The organism is Pseudoalteromonas piscicida, from assembly GCF_002208135.1.
GTDB lineage: Bacteria > Pseudomonadota > Gammaproteobacteria > Enterobacterales > Alteromonadaceae > Pseudoalteromonas > Pseudoalteromonas piscicida_A.
Genome location: NZ_CP021646.1, coordinates 3,576,572 through 3,590,292, shown reverse-complemented (window position 1 = coordinate 3,590,292; position 13,721 = coordinate 3,576,572). Strand labels below are relative to the sequence as shown.

At 44.7% G+C, this 13,721-nt stretch carries 13 protein-coding genes; 9 read left to right on the top strand and 4 right to left on the bottom strand.

From position 1 onward, the window contains the following. The first annotated feature begins 36 nt into the window (after positions 1–36). Complete coding sequence (locus tag B1L02_RS16495) at positions 37–270, top strand: hypothetical protein (protein ID WP_088531895.1); 234 nt, start codon at positions 37–39, stop codon at positions 268–270. A 98-nt stretch (positions 271–368) separates the two neighbouring features. Here B1L02_RS16495 and B1L02_RS16490 read toward each other — a convergent pair whose 3' ends face one another. The 3 genes from B1L02_RS16490 to B1L02_RS16480 form a co-directional block, all read right to left on the bottom strand. Further along, a complete protein-coding gene (locus B1L02_RS16490; RefSeq protein WP_410477308.1) occupies positions 369–821 on the bottom strand; it encodes a DUF3299 domain-containing protein in 453 nt (150 codons plus the stop codon). A 64-nt stretch (positions 822–885) separates the two neighbouring features. Further along, positions 886–2,283 (bottom strand): ABC transporter permease, encoded by a 1,398-nt coding sequence (locus tag B1L02_RS16485; RefSeq protein ID WP_088531893.1) that lies wholly within the window; start codon positions 2,281–2,283, stop codon positions 886–888. Then, entirely contained in the window at positions 2,277–2,969 is a 693-nt protein-coding gene (locus tag B1L02_RS16480; RefSeq protein WP_088531892.1) for an ABC transporter ATP-binding protein, read from the bottom strand. Before B1L02_RS16480 ends, B1L02_RS16485 begins: the two co-directional genes overlap by 7 nt. Before the next feature lie 188 nt (positions 2,970–3,157). Between B1L02_RS16480 and B1L02_RS16475 the strand changes: the two genes are divergently transcribed. The 7 genes from B1L02_RS16475 (at position 3,158) to B1L02_RS16445 (ending at position 10,068) form a co-directional block, all read left to right on the top strand. Continuing rightward, a complete protein-coding gene (locus tag B1L02_RS16475; RefSeq protein ID WP_088531891.1) occupies positions 3,158–4,258 on the top strand; it encodes a phosphoribosylaminoimidazolesuccinocarboxamide synthase in 1,101 nt (366 codons plus the stop codon). 116 nt (positions 4,259–4,374) lie between these two features. Beyond that, positions 4,375–5,004 carry a methylamine utilization protein gene (locus B1L02_RS16470; protein ID WP_088531890.1) on the top strand — a complete coding sequence of 210 codons (630 nt, stop codon included), beginning with the start codon at positions 4,375–4,377 and terminating at the stop codon, positions 5,002–5,004. Continuing rightward, positions 5,004–7,340 carry a putative bifunctional diguanylate cyclase/phosphodiesterase gene (locus B1L02_RS16465; protein WP_088531889.1) on the top strand — a complete coding sequence of 779 codons (2,337 nt, stop codon included), beginning with the start codon at positions 5,004–5,006 and terminating at the stop codon, positions 7,338–7,340. Before B1L02_RS16470 ends, B1L02_RS16465 begins: the two co-directional genes overlap by 1 nt. Next, entirely contained in the window at positions 7,327–8,154 is an 828-nt protein-coding gene (locus B1L02_RS16460; protein WP_088531888.1) for a DUF3034 family protein, read from the top strand. Before B1L02_RS16465 ends, B1L02_RS16460 begins: the two co-directional genes overlap by 14 nt. Next, entirely contained in the window at positions 8,155–8,574 is a 420-nt protein-coding gene (locus B1L02_RS16455; protein ID WP_088531887.1) for a group I truncated hemoglobin, read from the top strand. A 248-nt stretch (positions 8,575–8,822) separates the two neighbouring features. Further along, positions 8,823–9,224 (top strand): adenylyltransferase/cytidyltransferase family protein, encoded by a 402-nt coding sequence (locus B1L02_RS16450; RefSeq protein WP_088531886.1) that lies wholly within the window; start codon positions 8,823–8,825, stop codon positions 9,222–9,224. Between the two features lie 4 nt (positions 9,225–9,228). Further along, on the top strand, positions 9,229–10,068 hold the full coding sequence (locus B1L02_RS16445; protein ID WP_088531885.1) for a sulfurtransferase: 840 nt from the start codon (positions 9,229–9,231) through the stop codon (positions 10,066–10,068). Between the two features lie 86 nt (positions 10,069–10,154). On the opposite strand, the gene B1L02_RS16440 is transcribed toward B1L02_RS16445, so the two are convergent. Then, positions 10,155–11,123: a class 1 fructose-bisphosphatase gene (locus tag B1L02_RS16440; protein WP_088531884.1), complete on the bottom strand. Its 969-nt coding sequence runs from the start codon at positions 11,121–11,123 to the stop codon at positions 10,155–10,157. Between the two features lie 154 nt (positions 11,124–11,277). Here B1L02_RS16440 and B1L02_RS16435 point away from each other — a divergent pair, with 154 nt between their 5' ends. After that, positions 11,278–13,701 carry a zinc-dependent metalloprotease gene (locus B1L02_RS16435; RefSeq protein ID WP_088531883.1) on the top strand — a complete coding sequence of 808 codons (2,424 nt, stop codon included), beginning with the start codon at positions 11,278–11,280 and terminating at the stop codon, positions 13,699–13,701. Positions 13,702–13,721: the final 20 nt, after the last annotated feature.

The following is a 13,721-nucleotide window of genomic DNA, read 5'->3' as shown; positions in this document are numbered from 1 at the left end:
AAATGAAATCAGGGGTAACAACTGACTGAGGGGGATATGGATTATCTGCGTCAATATAACGACTTAAATATACTCTATGAAGCACTTAAAAAAGCGAATCGTGGAGAGGTTGAGATACCTGAGACGACCACTAAGTGGTTTTCTCTTGTTGAGAGCACTTTATTTGAGCTTCAGGAGCTGGCGTATATGGAAAAGGCGTATATGCAAAAGTCGCGAACTATGAATAATCTCATCGAACTGGTGTACGCCAGTGTACCTACCTCTGAGTAGGGTAAATGAAGATATAAAATTGTATGTTTTGCAGTGGTAAGAGTGCCAATCAAGCTCGATTAAGTATTGGCACTCTTTTTAAATGATTCGTGTGTTTTTTAGAGCTCAAATGGCGCGACGCCTTTGGCTTCCATCATATAACCCGTTTGCGCTATATCGCCTTTCCAAGTGGAGACCTTAATCGTGCCACTGACTGTGATTGCATCATACAGGCTCTCAATCGGAACACCACCTTTGATTTTGACATGAACGATTTGGTTCGGCGGCGGAGGCGGTACATGAATACAAGCGCCAAAGTAGGGAACCAACAAGAATTCGGTGATCATTTCACTGTCACCTTCAAGTGGCACAACAAAGCCAGGTAAACTCACCAGTTGACCGTCTAACTCTTTGACGACTGGGGCATCTAAGTCAGGTTGCACCCAATTTTGTTCGGCGCCATCATGGCTTGCTGCGTCTTGATTGCTAATCTGAACATGCCCTTTTGGAATTAAATCTTCCCAAAATATTTCTTTAGGTGGTGCCGCGTTTGCAATACCACTGAATACCATCGCAGTGATGAATGCAATGAAGTAAAAAACGTGCGTTCGTGCGGTTAACTGCATCTTGATCCTCTTAGGTTTTAATTTGCATGCCATCGGCAAGCGAGTAAAAATAAGCACGGGCGGCAGGAATGGCGCCGATCAAAGTACCTGCACCTATAATAACGCTTAGTAGCGTGAGTTCATAGGTTGAGAGCGCTGAGATACTTAGGACTACGCCAAATTGACTTTGTAGGCTGGATTGGGCAGCAATGAGCAAGGCATAAAAAAGCGCTACACCGAAAGCACATCCTAACACGGTGATAAAAATTGCTTCACTGATGAGAAGCGTAAAAATATGCCAAGGCCTCGCACCAACGGAGCGCAGGATAGCGAGTTCTCGGCGTCTTTGATTCAATGTTGCGAGCAATGAGGTCAACATGCCTAGTAAGCTTATCAGCACCACGGCGAGTGTAATGAGCAGCAAGATTTTTTCGACTATATCTAGCATTTCCCACAGTTCCCTTAATGTCACCCCCGGCATAATCGCCAGCAAAGGCTCACCTTTATACTGATTGATGTTTCTGCGCACTTGTAAGGTATAAAGTGGCGAGTCAAAACCCAGTAAAAATGCAGTGATTTGCTTTGTTGAACCGATTAAATCCCCTGGCTTGGAGTCGAGGTTGTGAAGTAGAGCACTATTGTTTTTACTGTCATGCTCATGCTCATGCTCATGCTCATGCTCATGCTCATGCTCATGCTCATGCTCATGCTCATGCTCATGCTCATGCTCATGCTCATGCTCAAGGTGCGTCGCGTCTTGCTTTTTTGAAATCATTCGAGATGGTTTGCTGTGGCCGGTGCTATGCATGCTCTCGATGGCACTTAACGGCACGTGTAGCGTTTTATCTACTGGCGTTCCCGTTGCTGCCAAAATGCCAGAAATAACCAGTGGATTGTCATCATGATGATGGAAACTGGTATTGCCCATGCCATGAGAAATGACGATTTTTTGTCCCAGTTGATAACCCAACTTTTTTGCGACCATAGCCCCAAGTACCACTTCTTGGCCATTGTGAAATGGTCGACCAGCGGCAAAGGTAAGATGTTGCTTTTTAGCGTATTGATAATGTGTAAAGTAACTTGCATCCGTCCCCAGTACTGCAAAGCCTTTGTGGCTATCGCCTAAACTAATGGGAATGCTCCATGCAACACCGCGCTGTGCCTTGATGTACTCGTAACTTTGCCATTGTACGGCATTATTGGCGTGACCAATTCTAAATACGCTTGAAAGCAAAAGCTGAATATCACCAGTACGTGCGCCGACAATCAGGTCAGTACCAGAAATCGTGTTCGCAAAGCTGGATTTTGCGTCTTGGCGTACACGCTCAACCGACAGCAGTAGCATGACACTAATTGCAATGGTCACTAGCGTTAGGGCGACGCTGGCTTTTCGGTTTAGCGTACTTTTCCACGCCAGTTTGATTAGCATAGCGGTGCTCCTTGTTGTAAATCAGGCAAGCTTATTTGCCTATCAAATAACGGCGCTAAGCTTTTATCGTGACTGACAAAGAGAATAGATGCACTGTAAACCGCAGCTTGGTTAAAGAGTAATTTAATAAATCCATCACGGCTGTCGGCATCAAGGGCTGAGGTTGGCTCATCGGCAATAATGATTTCGGGCCTGCCAATAAATGCGCGAGCGGCGGCGACACGCTGCTGTTGGCCAATACTTAACTCAGCGACACTGCGGTGCTGAGTGTGCTCGTCTATGCCAAGCTCAGTGAGTAGAAGCTTAGCTTCTTGCTCAAGCGATTTATTCTGCGAGGAGATATTTTGTCTGCGCTTTTTGGAAAATTCGCAGCCAAGAGTAACGTTTTCAATGGGCGACAGATAGGGCAACAAATTAAAATTTTGAAAAATAGTACCGATATGGTCAGCTCTAAACTTATCTCGTTGGCCACGGCTTAGTGCGCTCGCGTTTGTACCTGCAATTTCAATTTCTCCCTGCTGGCAATCCAAGGTGCCTGCGATAAGTCCAAGCAAAGTCGATTTACCGCTGCCGCTTGGGCCATGTAAAAACACGTGTTCACCTCGGGCGATATGTAGCTTAGGTATGGTTAGCACCACAGTGCTCGACTTAGGCCAAGTAAACTGTAATTGAGATATCGTGAGCATAACGCCTCAATGTTGGCAAATAATGTTGTGATGGTATAACAAGAATGACTAAAGCAAAACCAAGTTAAGCCCAACAACAAGCGTGTAAGTTAAATTGTGATTTTTGTTCAGCTCGACTATTATAGCGACCCTAACCCCCTCATTATTTTGTGCCCTTTAGCAAGGCGCATCCTGTCATCGGAGTAACAATGAGTAGCTACAAAGTTTTAGACGTTAATGACGATCTTCCAATTCGCACTAAAGGTGCGGTTCACAGTGGTAAAGTACGTTCAGTTTATTGGTTAACCGACGCCGACAGTGCGCGTTTAATTGAAGAAAAAGGCTATCAAGTCCCGGTTGGTACAGAGCTGGCAATTATGGTCATTTCAGATCGTATTTCAGCGTTTGATTGTATCTGGCAAGGTGAAAATGGCCTTAATGGTGTACCGGGTAAGGGCATTGCGCTTAACAGTGTTGCCGCACATTGGTTTTCACTTTTTGATGAAGCAGGCCTTGCAGGTAACCACATTGTTGATATTCCACATCCTTATGTTTGGATTGTGCGTAAAGCCAGTACGGTAAGAGTTGAAGCGATTGCGCGTCAATATATTACTGGCAGCATGTGGCGCGATTACGCAAAAGGCGTAAGGGAGTTTTGTGGCCTGCAATTACCAGAAGGCTTAGAGGCGAATCAAAAGCTAGATGATGTCTTAATCACACCATCAACCAAAGGGATCATCAAAGGTTTAGCTGACGTACCAGAAGTGGATGACGTAAACATCTCTCGTAAAAATATCGAAGATAACCTTGCGGCGTTCAACTTTAAATCTGCAGCAGATGTAGATAAATACGAGCAATTGTTAACCGAGGGCTTTACCCTGATTAGCAAAGAGCTTGAGAAGCTTGATCAGATCTTTGTTGATACTAAATTTGAGTTTGGTTATGTCGAAGATAAAGACGGCCAAGAGCGTCTAATTTACATCGATGAAGTGGGTACGCCTGACTCGTCACGTATTTGGGATGGCCCTGCTTATCGCGATGGTAAGATCGTCGAAAACTCAAAAGAAGGTTTCCGTCAGCTACTGATTAACAACGTACCAGATAGCGATGTCCTGCTGAATAAAGATCGCATGCCTGAGCGTGAAGCGCTTGCTCGCGATTATCTATTGCCGGAAGCTGTGATGATGTCAGTAAGCGAAACTTACGTTGGGATCGCAAGTAAAATCGTTGGCCGTGAGCTGACGATCCCTGCTGATCCTCGCCAAGAAGTTATTGATATTCTTGATAAGCAGTATGGATTAATAGACTAATTCTTTTTCAATTGCCCTGATAGATAAGTTTATTAGGGCAATCCTCTCAATTCACTTGCATTTCATAGCAAGGTCTCTTTTACTTAACCTAACTGTTGCAAAAAATAGAGTTAGATATGCGAACGTCTGTTCTGTTCCTACTAAGTTTTTGTTTTTTATTTCTTTTAGGTTCAAACTTCGCAACTGCTGGGCAATTAAAGGTGCTAGATGGCAAAGGCGAACCCTTGCAGCATGCCGTTGTAGAACTGACGGACAAGCCCGTCGAGCCAGCAGCACAAGAAGTGGCTGTCATGGATCAAATCAATAAACAGTTTGTCCCTTTCATACTCACCATCCAAAAAGGGCAGTTGGTTAATTTTCCCAATAGTGATGATATCCGTCATCACGTTTACTCGTTTTCTGCGGCGAAACCTTTTGAGCTAAAGCTATACGCTGGCACTCCCAATCAACCGCTTAAGTTTGAAAACTCTGGCGTAGTGGTGTTAGGTTGTAACATTCACGACTCTATGGTGGGCTATATTTACGTTGCAGATGACAAGCAAGTCTTGGTATCTGATGCGAATGGTTTGGTAACTTTGCCAGATTCTGTACAACAAGTAACGATATGGCATCCTTATCAAGATAATGACATAGACACTCGACAAACCGTGCAAATTGTGAACACAACGGCGCCATTGTCCGTAACAATTAAAACAACTTATCCAGCGCCGCGTAATACCTTTGGCGAGCGCTTTGGACAACATTAATGAATAACAGCTTTAAAAATAAAATCATTAGTCTCTGTATTTTGCTCATCTTAGTAACGGCAGGGATGAGCTTGGCAAGTTTTTGGTGGTCCACAAGTAAATTCAATGAAGCGCAAGTACAAAGAAAAATTCAAGTGGCGCAAAATGTTTATCAACAATATTTAAAAGCGCGAGAGCAGCTACTGGTTACCGCCGCTACTGTACTAACGGCTGACTTTGGTTTTAAACAAGCGGTGGCGACGAGAGACGCACAAACTATCAGAAGTGTATTGCTTAATCACTCCCGTCGTATTGATGCCGATTTGATGCTGCTTTTGGACGTGAAAGGCGACCTGATCTCGGCAAATAGAGAAGGGCTCGACTTCCCGAGCGATACCAGAGTCTGGATGCAAGCCTTACAAAGCCACGCCGACCACTCTGCTTTTGTGGTGCTCAGTGAACAGCTTTATCAAGTGATTATTTTGCCTGTGCGAGCGCCTAGAACGATTGCATACTCGATTATTGGCTTTGAGGTGAGCTCCGCTGTGACCTCTGAACTCAAAGAGCTGACAGGAATGGAAACGAGCTTTGTTGGGGCCGCAGACAAATTAAAAGCAAGTTCGTTGACTGCTCTTACACTTGGTAGCGATTTGTTTACTTTCCTTGCAGCACAAAAGATGACACGTTGGCTGAGCCAGTACCCCGTATATGAAAGTGCAGAGGTGAGCTTACCTTCTCTTGATAGTAATCCAGTGAGCTTGGTACTCAGTGCGGATTTAACTACCCAGTATCAAGAGTTTGACAAAATGGTACTGACCATAATTTTACTCTCATTTGGCACTATCCTTATTGGTTTTATCACCAGTGGTATTGTTGCTAAGAATCTTACGACACCGCTTAGTAAGCTCACTGAGTTGGCAAAACGCTTTGCTAAAGGGGATTACTCAGCCAAGCTGGAAGAGGCTCGACCAACACTGGAAATTTGCCAGCTTGTTGATGCTTTCAACAATATGGGCGAAGACATTCAGGAGCGTGAAGAGCAGATCCGCTTTCAAGCCAGTCATGACCATTTAACTGGTTTTTTTAATCGTAATGCGGCTTTGGACAAGCTGCATAATATGCTCAGCGGTGGTGCTGAGTATTATTTTATTGCCATAGACATAAAGGGCTTACGTCATATTAACGACAAGCTCGGCCCGCGGGTAGGAGATGATTGCATTAAAGCGGTGGCGAAGCGGGTAGCGGAGATTAATGCCGCGGAGGGCGGATTGAATGTTCGGCTTGGCGGCGATGAGTTTTTAGTTGCACATCAAGCGAATGCATGTGCCGATCCGCAAAGTGCCGCGCTTGGTATTGTTGAGTGTGCAGAGATGTTAAATCAAGGCCTGAGTAAGACCTATACCGTGCAGGGGTTAGATATTTCGCTCCACTTTAGCATAGGCGTGGTGCATTACCCCAAACAAGCTCATACTCCCGAGGATGTCGTGCGCCGAGCACTGATCGCAGTTGATACCGCGGCGCACGATGGCCATGATGTTTATTACTATCAATCAGGTGAAGATGAAGCCCACTTAGAGCGCCTGCAAATTATTGATGAACTAAAACATGCTATCGCCAGCGACGATGGCCAGCTTTTTATGACCTACCAGCCTAAGCTGAATATGAAAACCAATCGTATTGATAAGGTTGAGTCTCTCATTCGCTGGCAACGTAAAAATGGCGAATGGGTGTCGCCCGAACTATTTATTGATCTTGCAGAGCAATCTGGTTTGATTGTTGATTTAACTCAGTGGGTAGTCAAAACCGTGGTGTCTCAAGTTGCTAACTGGGTGCGTCAAGGTGAGCGCATTAAGGCGGCTATTAATGTGTCAGCACAAGACATCGCAGATAAAAACTTCTTGTCTCACCTTAAGACGCTATTAGACACATATAGCGTCAAACCAGAGTTGATCACCATAGAACTTACCGAACGAGATATGATTGAGAATGAAGAGAAAGGCATTGCTGTGCTCCAAGCGCTCAAACAGCTTGGTGTGCAGGTCTCTCTTGACGATTATGGTGTGGGTCAAACCTCCCTTGGTAGACTAAAAATGTTACCTATTGACGAGCTGAAACTCGATAAGGTGTTTATTTTAAAGCTCGCACAATCGGAAAAAGACCAGTTTATTGTGCGCTCTACTATCACGCTTGGTCACCAACTTGGTTTTAGTGTGGTAGCGGAAGGCGTTGAAGACAAAGCCTCGCTCGATCTACTTGAGTCAATGCAGTGTGATTATGCACAAGGTTACTATCTAAGTAAGCCGCTCAAAGCCGATGACTTTGACCGGTGGCTCGGGAGATATAATGAAGTGGGCTAATATTTTTGCCGTGTGCTTATTCGTATGCGGATCAACTTATGCCGCGACAGGGAAGCTACTAGCGACGCCCGGGGTATCACAGGTTGAGGGAAGCGCAGGTGGGGGAATTGTGCCGTGGGCGCAGCTTGCCGGATATGCTTCGGAAGATGAATGGTCGGCCAGCGGGTTTTGTAGCCGAGCTAGCCTGAAAGACTACCAACTAGAGGTATGTGGCGTTCAAGCCAACTTATTCAATCGCGTAGAGTTAAGTTTCGCTCGGCAAAACTTCGATGTGGATGCGCTTAACCTTGATATTGAGCAAGATATTGTCGCTGCTAAGGTGCGGCTATATGGTGATATCGTCTACAGTAAATATCCACAATTGAGCTTTGGTATTCAGCATAAGTCCGTGGATGATGCTACGGTTGCCAATTTGCTGGGCGCTGAAGATGATTCAGGAACGGATTATTACTTAGCTGCAAGCAAACTGCATTTGGGTGCTGTAGGCGGTTATAACTGGTTCTGGAATATTACGATGAGACATTCTCGGGCTAATCAACTTGGCATACTAGGTTATGGTGGTGCTAACGACAGTGCGCCTTGGCAACTAGAAGCTAGTAGTGCAGTGTTTTTATCTAGGCATTGGGCTGTCGGTGCAGAATACCGCCAAAAATCCAACAACCTTGGACTTGGTGAATCAGATTGGAAAGATGTATTTGTCGCTTGGATCCCGAATAAGTCGGTGAGTGTTACGGCGGCATGGCTAGACCTTGGAAAAATCGCAGGGCAACCTTCTCAAACGGGTTGGTATCTATCTGTTACGGGGTACTTTTAAATGAAATGGCTATCACTAACGGCAATCTTGCTTTTCCTCGTGGCTTGTAGTGCTTCAACTCCACAAACCCCTCTGTATGAGCAAATAGGGGGCAACGCCGGCGCAGAAAAGCTAGTAGACGCGTTTATTAAACAGATTGGCAATGATGACGTTATTTTGCCGTATTTTAGAGAGTCTAATGTAAGGCACTTCCGTGAAGGGTTTATCACTCATCTGTGCGATACGCTAGATGGCCCTTGCAATTATGAAGGTGATAGCATGGTGCAGATCCACACTGGCATGGCTATTAGTGAGTCTGACTTTAATCGGGTGGTTGACCTCTTGATCAACGCAATGAATGAGGTTGGGATTGCTCACTCTGTACAAAATCAAGTTCTGGCCCGTCTAGCGCCGATGCGAAGTGAAGTGATTAAGTTGTAGACTCAATAGCAAAAGGCTTGCAGGAGAGATTATTTTTATTTTGTTAATAAATCTCCCGTAGTTGACTTATTGTATTGTTTTTCAGTGTTCAAACTTTTTCCCTAATTGAGTAAAGAAAAAGCTGAATTTAGGTGCTTATTTCTGTAGTCTAACAGCTAAATTATCGTAAACTTCGTCACGGTTTTAGCAATAAATGAATGTCATAATGAGTTACAACTCAAACCGTGCTGATTAAAAAGAGAACCAAGTTGAAAAAAGTTATCACATTTGGAACCTTTGACGTATTCCACGTTGGTCATGTCAATATTTTAGAGCGAGCGAAATCACTGGGTGATTATCTCATTGTAGGTATTTCATCAGATGAACTTAACTTGTCGAAAAAAGGTAGAAATCCAATATACTCAATAGCAGATCGCCTAAAAATCATTAGCTCATTGCGATTTGTAGATGAGGTGTTTGTGGAAGAATCTCTGGAGCTAAAAGCGCAATATATCAAAGACTTTGATGCCGATGTGCTGGTGATGGGTGATGACTGGAAAGACAAGTTCGATGTGTATAACGATATCTGTGATGTGGTTTACTTAGAGCGTACCCCATCAATTTCAACAACGGAAATAATAGAGGTCGTGCGCAGACCCGAAGGAAAGTAATAGCATGAAGCATGTGGTAGATAGGGATTGGCTCTTTGCAAATCTTGGCAAAGTGAAAGTATTGGATGCTGGCATTGTGAAACCGGGGCAGCCAGGCCCTTATAACGCCCCTGCAATCATTCAAGGTGCGCTGCGTTTTGATATTAGTGGCGCACTGGCTAATCCCCATGCTACATCACCCAATATGTGCTGCAATCCAGCTCAATTTCAAGCAGAAATGCGACAACTTGGTATTAACCAGAACGATGTGTTAGTCGCTTACGATGATAAGGGCATGTTTAGCGCTGCCAGAGCTTGGTATATGCTGAAAATGATGGGTCATAAACAAGTGTATGTGCTGGATGGCGGGCTACCCACTTGGTGTGAAAGGCAATACCCGTTGAGTCAAGCATACGCGCAAGCTGAACAAGCAGAAAATTTTGTCGCTGCATATGATGAAACTGCATTTGTTGATAAAGCAGCTGTGCTTAGTAATATTGACGCTGAACTGAGTTGCTTATTTGATGCTAGAGGGGCAAAGCGTTTTACTGGAGAAGAGGCTGAGCCTCGTGCAGATATGCGCAGCGGCCATGTGCCTAAAAGTAAAAACCTACCATACACGAGTTTGTTAAATGCTGATGGCTGCTTTAAACCACTCACTGAGCTTGAAGTGTTATATAGCGACTTATCAAAGGATAAAACTAAGCCTCTGATATTCTCTTGTGGCTCAGGTGTTACAGCTTGTATTTTAGCGCTGGTGGCTGACGAGCTAGGTTATAAACATTTGACGGTATATGACGGTTCGTGGAGTGAATGGGGCGCTGATCCCGATGTGCCTGTTGAGACGAGTTATACCACTATTTAAAATGAAAAAGGTGCCAATGGTACCTTTTTCATTTGCGAAGCGAGCTATTTCCTCGCTTTAAAATAGATCACTTAATTAAGTTAGTATTACTTATGATAAGCAAGGCAAGCTTCAACTTCATTCTTTGAACCTAAGATAACACCAACACGTTGGTGTATTTCTTCAGGTTGAATATCCAAAATGCGTTCACGCCCAGTGTGGGCAATACCGCCAGCTTGCTCGATGAGCATAGCCATTGGGTTTGCTTCGTAAAGTAGGCGAAGTTTAAACGGCTTGTTTGGATCTTTACGATCTTCAGGGTAAGTGAATAGTCCGCCACGGCATAATACGCGGTGAACATCGCCAACCATTGCCGCTATCCAGCGCATATTAAAGTTCTTACCTCTAGGTCCTGTTTCACCCTCAAGCAGATCGGCAATGTAGTTTTGCATTGCTGGTGTCCAGTGGCGTTGGTTCGAGGCGTTAATGGCAAACTCTTTCGTGTCTTCAGGGATCGCAGCAAAATCTTGTGTGAGTAGGAAACTGCCGTGCGTCTTGTCTAGTGTAAACAGACGAGTTCCCTTACCCGTTGATAGGGCTAACATGGTCGATGGGCCATATAACACATAGCCTGCTGCAACTTGTTTATGGCCAGGTTGCATAAATATCGCGGGATCGCTAGGGTCTGAACCTTCAGGCGCTTCCATTATAGAGAAAATAGTGCCGACTAGTGAGTTAATGTCAGTATTTGATGAGCCATCGAGCGGATCGAAAGCGACAATATAGTTTGCTTTTGGGTTACCGGCGACAGTGTAATCTTCTTCTTCAGAAGCGATGGCTTTGACATAGCCAGATTCAAGCAAAATATCTTTCAATAGTTGATTTGAAAGTACATCTAGCTTCTTTTGCGTTTCACCTTGAATGTTCTCATCTAAGGTTGAACCTAATACACCTGAAAGTGCACCTTGGCCAACACGGAACGATATTTCTTTACATGCCGCGAGAATGGTTCGGATTAGAGAAACCAACTCACGAGAGCAACCATCTTCAATTAACACCGGAGGGAGTCTACGCATTTTTTAAATCCTGATCACTTTGTGTCTATGGCAATAAATAGTGTGAGAGGTGCCATAAACTGCGCTGTAATTCGTCTTGAAAGACTGTAAATTGTATACGATTTAATATACAACTGGGGTTAAGCCTCAAAACCATAAATAACAAAGAGCAGCCATGAGAAAAATAACGTGCTTCACTCAAACTGTATCCGCTTTGCTACTGTGTATGATAACCCAAGCACACGCAGCAATTAAGTCTATTGATGAATTTACTGCCAGTTTTAATCATCACCCCGGTTTTTACGCCTTCTATAGCGATGATTCGAGCGGCAAACTGTACTTAGACATCGACAAACTCGATGCCCCTTTCTTGCTACAGCATAGTTTACCTTATGGTGTGGGTTCGAATGATATCGGTTTAGACCGCGGCCAGTTAGGCGGTACGCACTTAGTTCAGTTTGAACGTTTTGGTGATAAGGTGATGCTACGTGCTATCAATACTTATTATCGCGCAAGTGCGAACAATATGGCCGAAAAGCAAAGTGTTAAAGAAGCTTTTGCCTCAAGTATTCTGCACGGGTTTAACGTGGTTGCAGAAGATAATGACAGTGTTTTGATTGATTACACGCCTTATTTACTCAGCGATGTACATGGGGTTTCTCGCACGTTGGCAAATCGTAATCAAGGTAGTTTTAGCCTAGACTCAAGCCGCAGTGCTGTGTTTATGCCGCGTTCGAAGGCATTTGTTAAAAACACAGAACTTGAAGCGGTGTTGACATTCAAAGGCACAAAGCCTGGTGAATATGTACGCCAGGTAAGTGCAGACCCTTATGCGCTTACTGTACATCAACACCATTCTTTAATTGAGCTGCCTGACGATGACTACCAACCACGTGCGTTTCATCCGCAATCGGGTTATTGGAGTATAGAGCATAAGGATTATTCGGCACCGCTTGGGCAGTCAATGTTTGTGCGTTATATCCCACGCCACCGTTTACAGAAAAAAGACCCAACCGCAAAAGTCTCAGAGGCCGTTGAGCCAATCATTTACTATCTAGATCCAGGGGTACCAGAGCCCGTCAAAACAGCATTACTTGATGGTGCTAAATGGTGGGACCAAGCATTTGAAGCAGCTGGCTATAAAAATGCGTTTCAAGTCAAAGTGCTCCCTGAAAATGCCGATCCCATGGATATTCGCTATAACGTGATCCAGTGGGTGCATCGCGCAACGCGAGGATGGTCATATGGTGCGTCGGTGATAGATCCACGTACCGGTGAAATTTTAAAAGGTCACGTGACGCTAGGTTCGTTGCGTGTACGTCAAGATATTCTTATTGCTGAGGCACTTTCTGCACCTTTTGTGGAAGGTAATGATGTGACAGAGCGACTTCATGCGATGGCGCTAGACCGTATTCGTCAGTTGAGTGCGCATGAAATTGGCCATACATTGGGTATTGCACACAACTTCTCAGCGTCAGTAAAGGATCGCGCGTCAGTCATGGACTATCCTCATCCGCTGGTGGGATTTGAAAATGGCCAACTTGATATCACTAAGGGCTATGCCAAAGGCATGGGCGCGTGGGATACGCAAGTGATCAAATATGGTTACAGCGATTTCAGTGGCATTGATGAAGCAACTGAACTCGCGGCTATTCTCGCTGAGAATAAGGCACAAGGGCTTGAATTTATCTCAGACTCAGACGCCAGAGCACAGGGCGGAGCGCACCCAACGGCGCACCTTTGGGACAATGGTGCGGATCCTGCTGCCGAATTACTACGCGTGCTGGATGTCCGCAAGCAAGCATTGGATACCTTTGGTATTAACAGCATTAAAAAAGGAGTTGCCCTGTCGCAGCTAGAGGAAAAACTGGTACCACTGTATCTTTTCCACCGTTATCAGGTTGAAGCCGCAGTAAAATTGATTGGCGGCGTGGACTACGACTATGAAGTCCGTGGTGATGAAGTGATAAAAGGCGCGAAAGTAGTGGCTAAGGAGACACAGCACAATGCGGTAAATGCGCTTTTGAGTACGCTGTCACCTGCGGCTTTGACTATTCCTGACTCTATTCTGGCGTTAATTCCTCCTAAGGCTTACGGTGAGTACAAAACTCGCGAAAGTGTTAAAGGAAGAACAGGGCTAACTCTAGATGCGATGGCATTACCAGAAGTCGCTGCACAGCATAGCCTTGACCTGCTGCTTAATCCACAGCGATTAAACCGTCTTGCACAGCAGCATGCGCGTGATACTCAATACTTTGGTACACAAGCACTTTTAAATGCATTATATCAGCAGATATTCGCTCAATCAGGCCGCAAAGGTATGGCTGAAAAGTTACAGCAACGCGTGCAATACCTAAGTGCAACTAAGCTAGTAAAACTGAGTAACGACGATAAAGTTGCACCTGAAGTGCAGGCGCAATTAAAGTTTTATTTAGCAAAAGTAGCAAAAGACTTTAATCAGTCGTCGGTATTTAGTGATGTGGCATTCGATCAAGCGTTTAAGCATATGCTAGCGCAGCAAATCAATCACTACCTAGATTCAGGCGAGTGGCCTGAAAGCTTTAAGGCGCTTGAAATGCCACCAGGCTCACCAATCTAGCCTTTAAAGCGAAGCTGAAA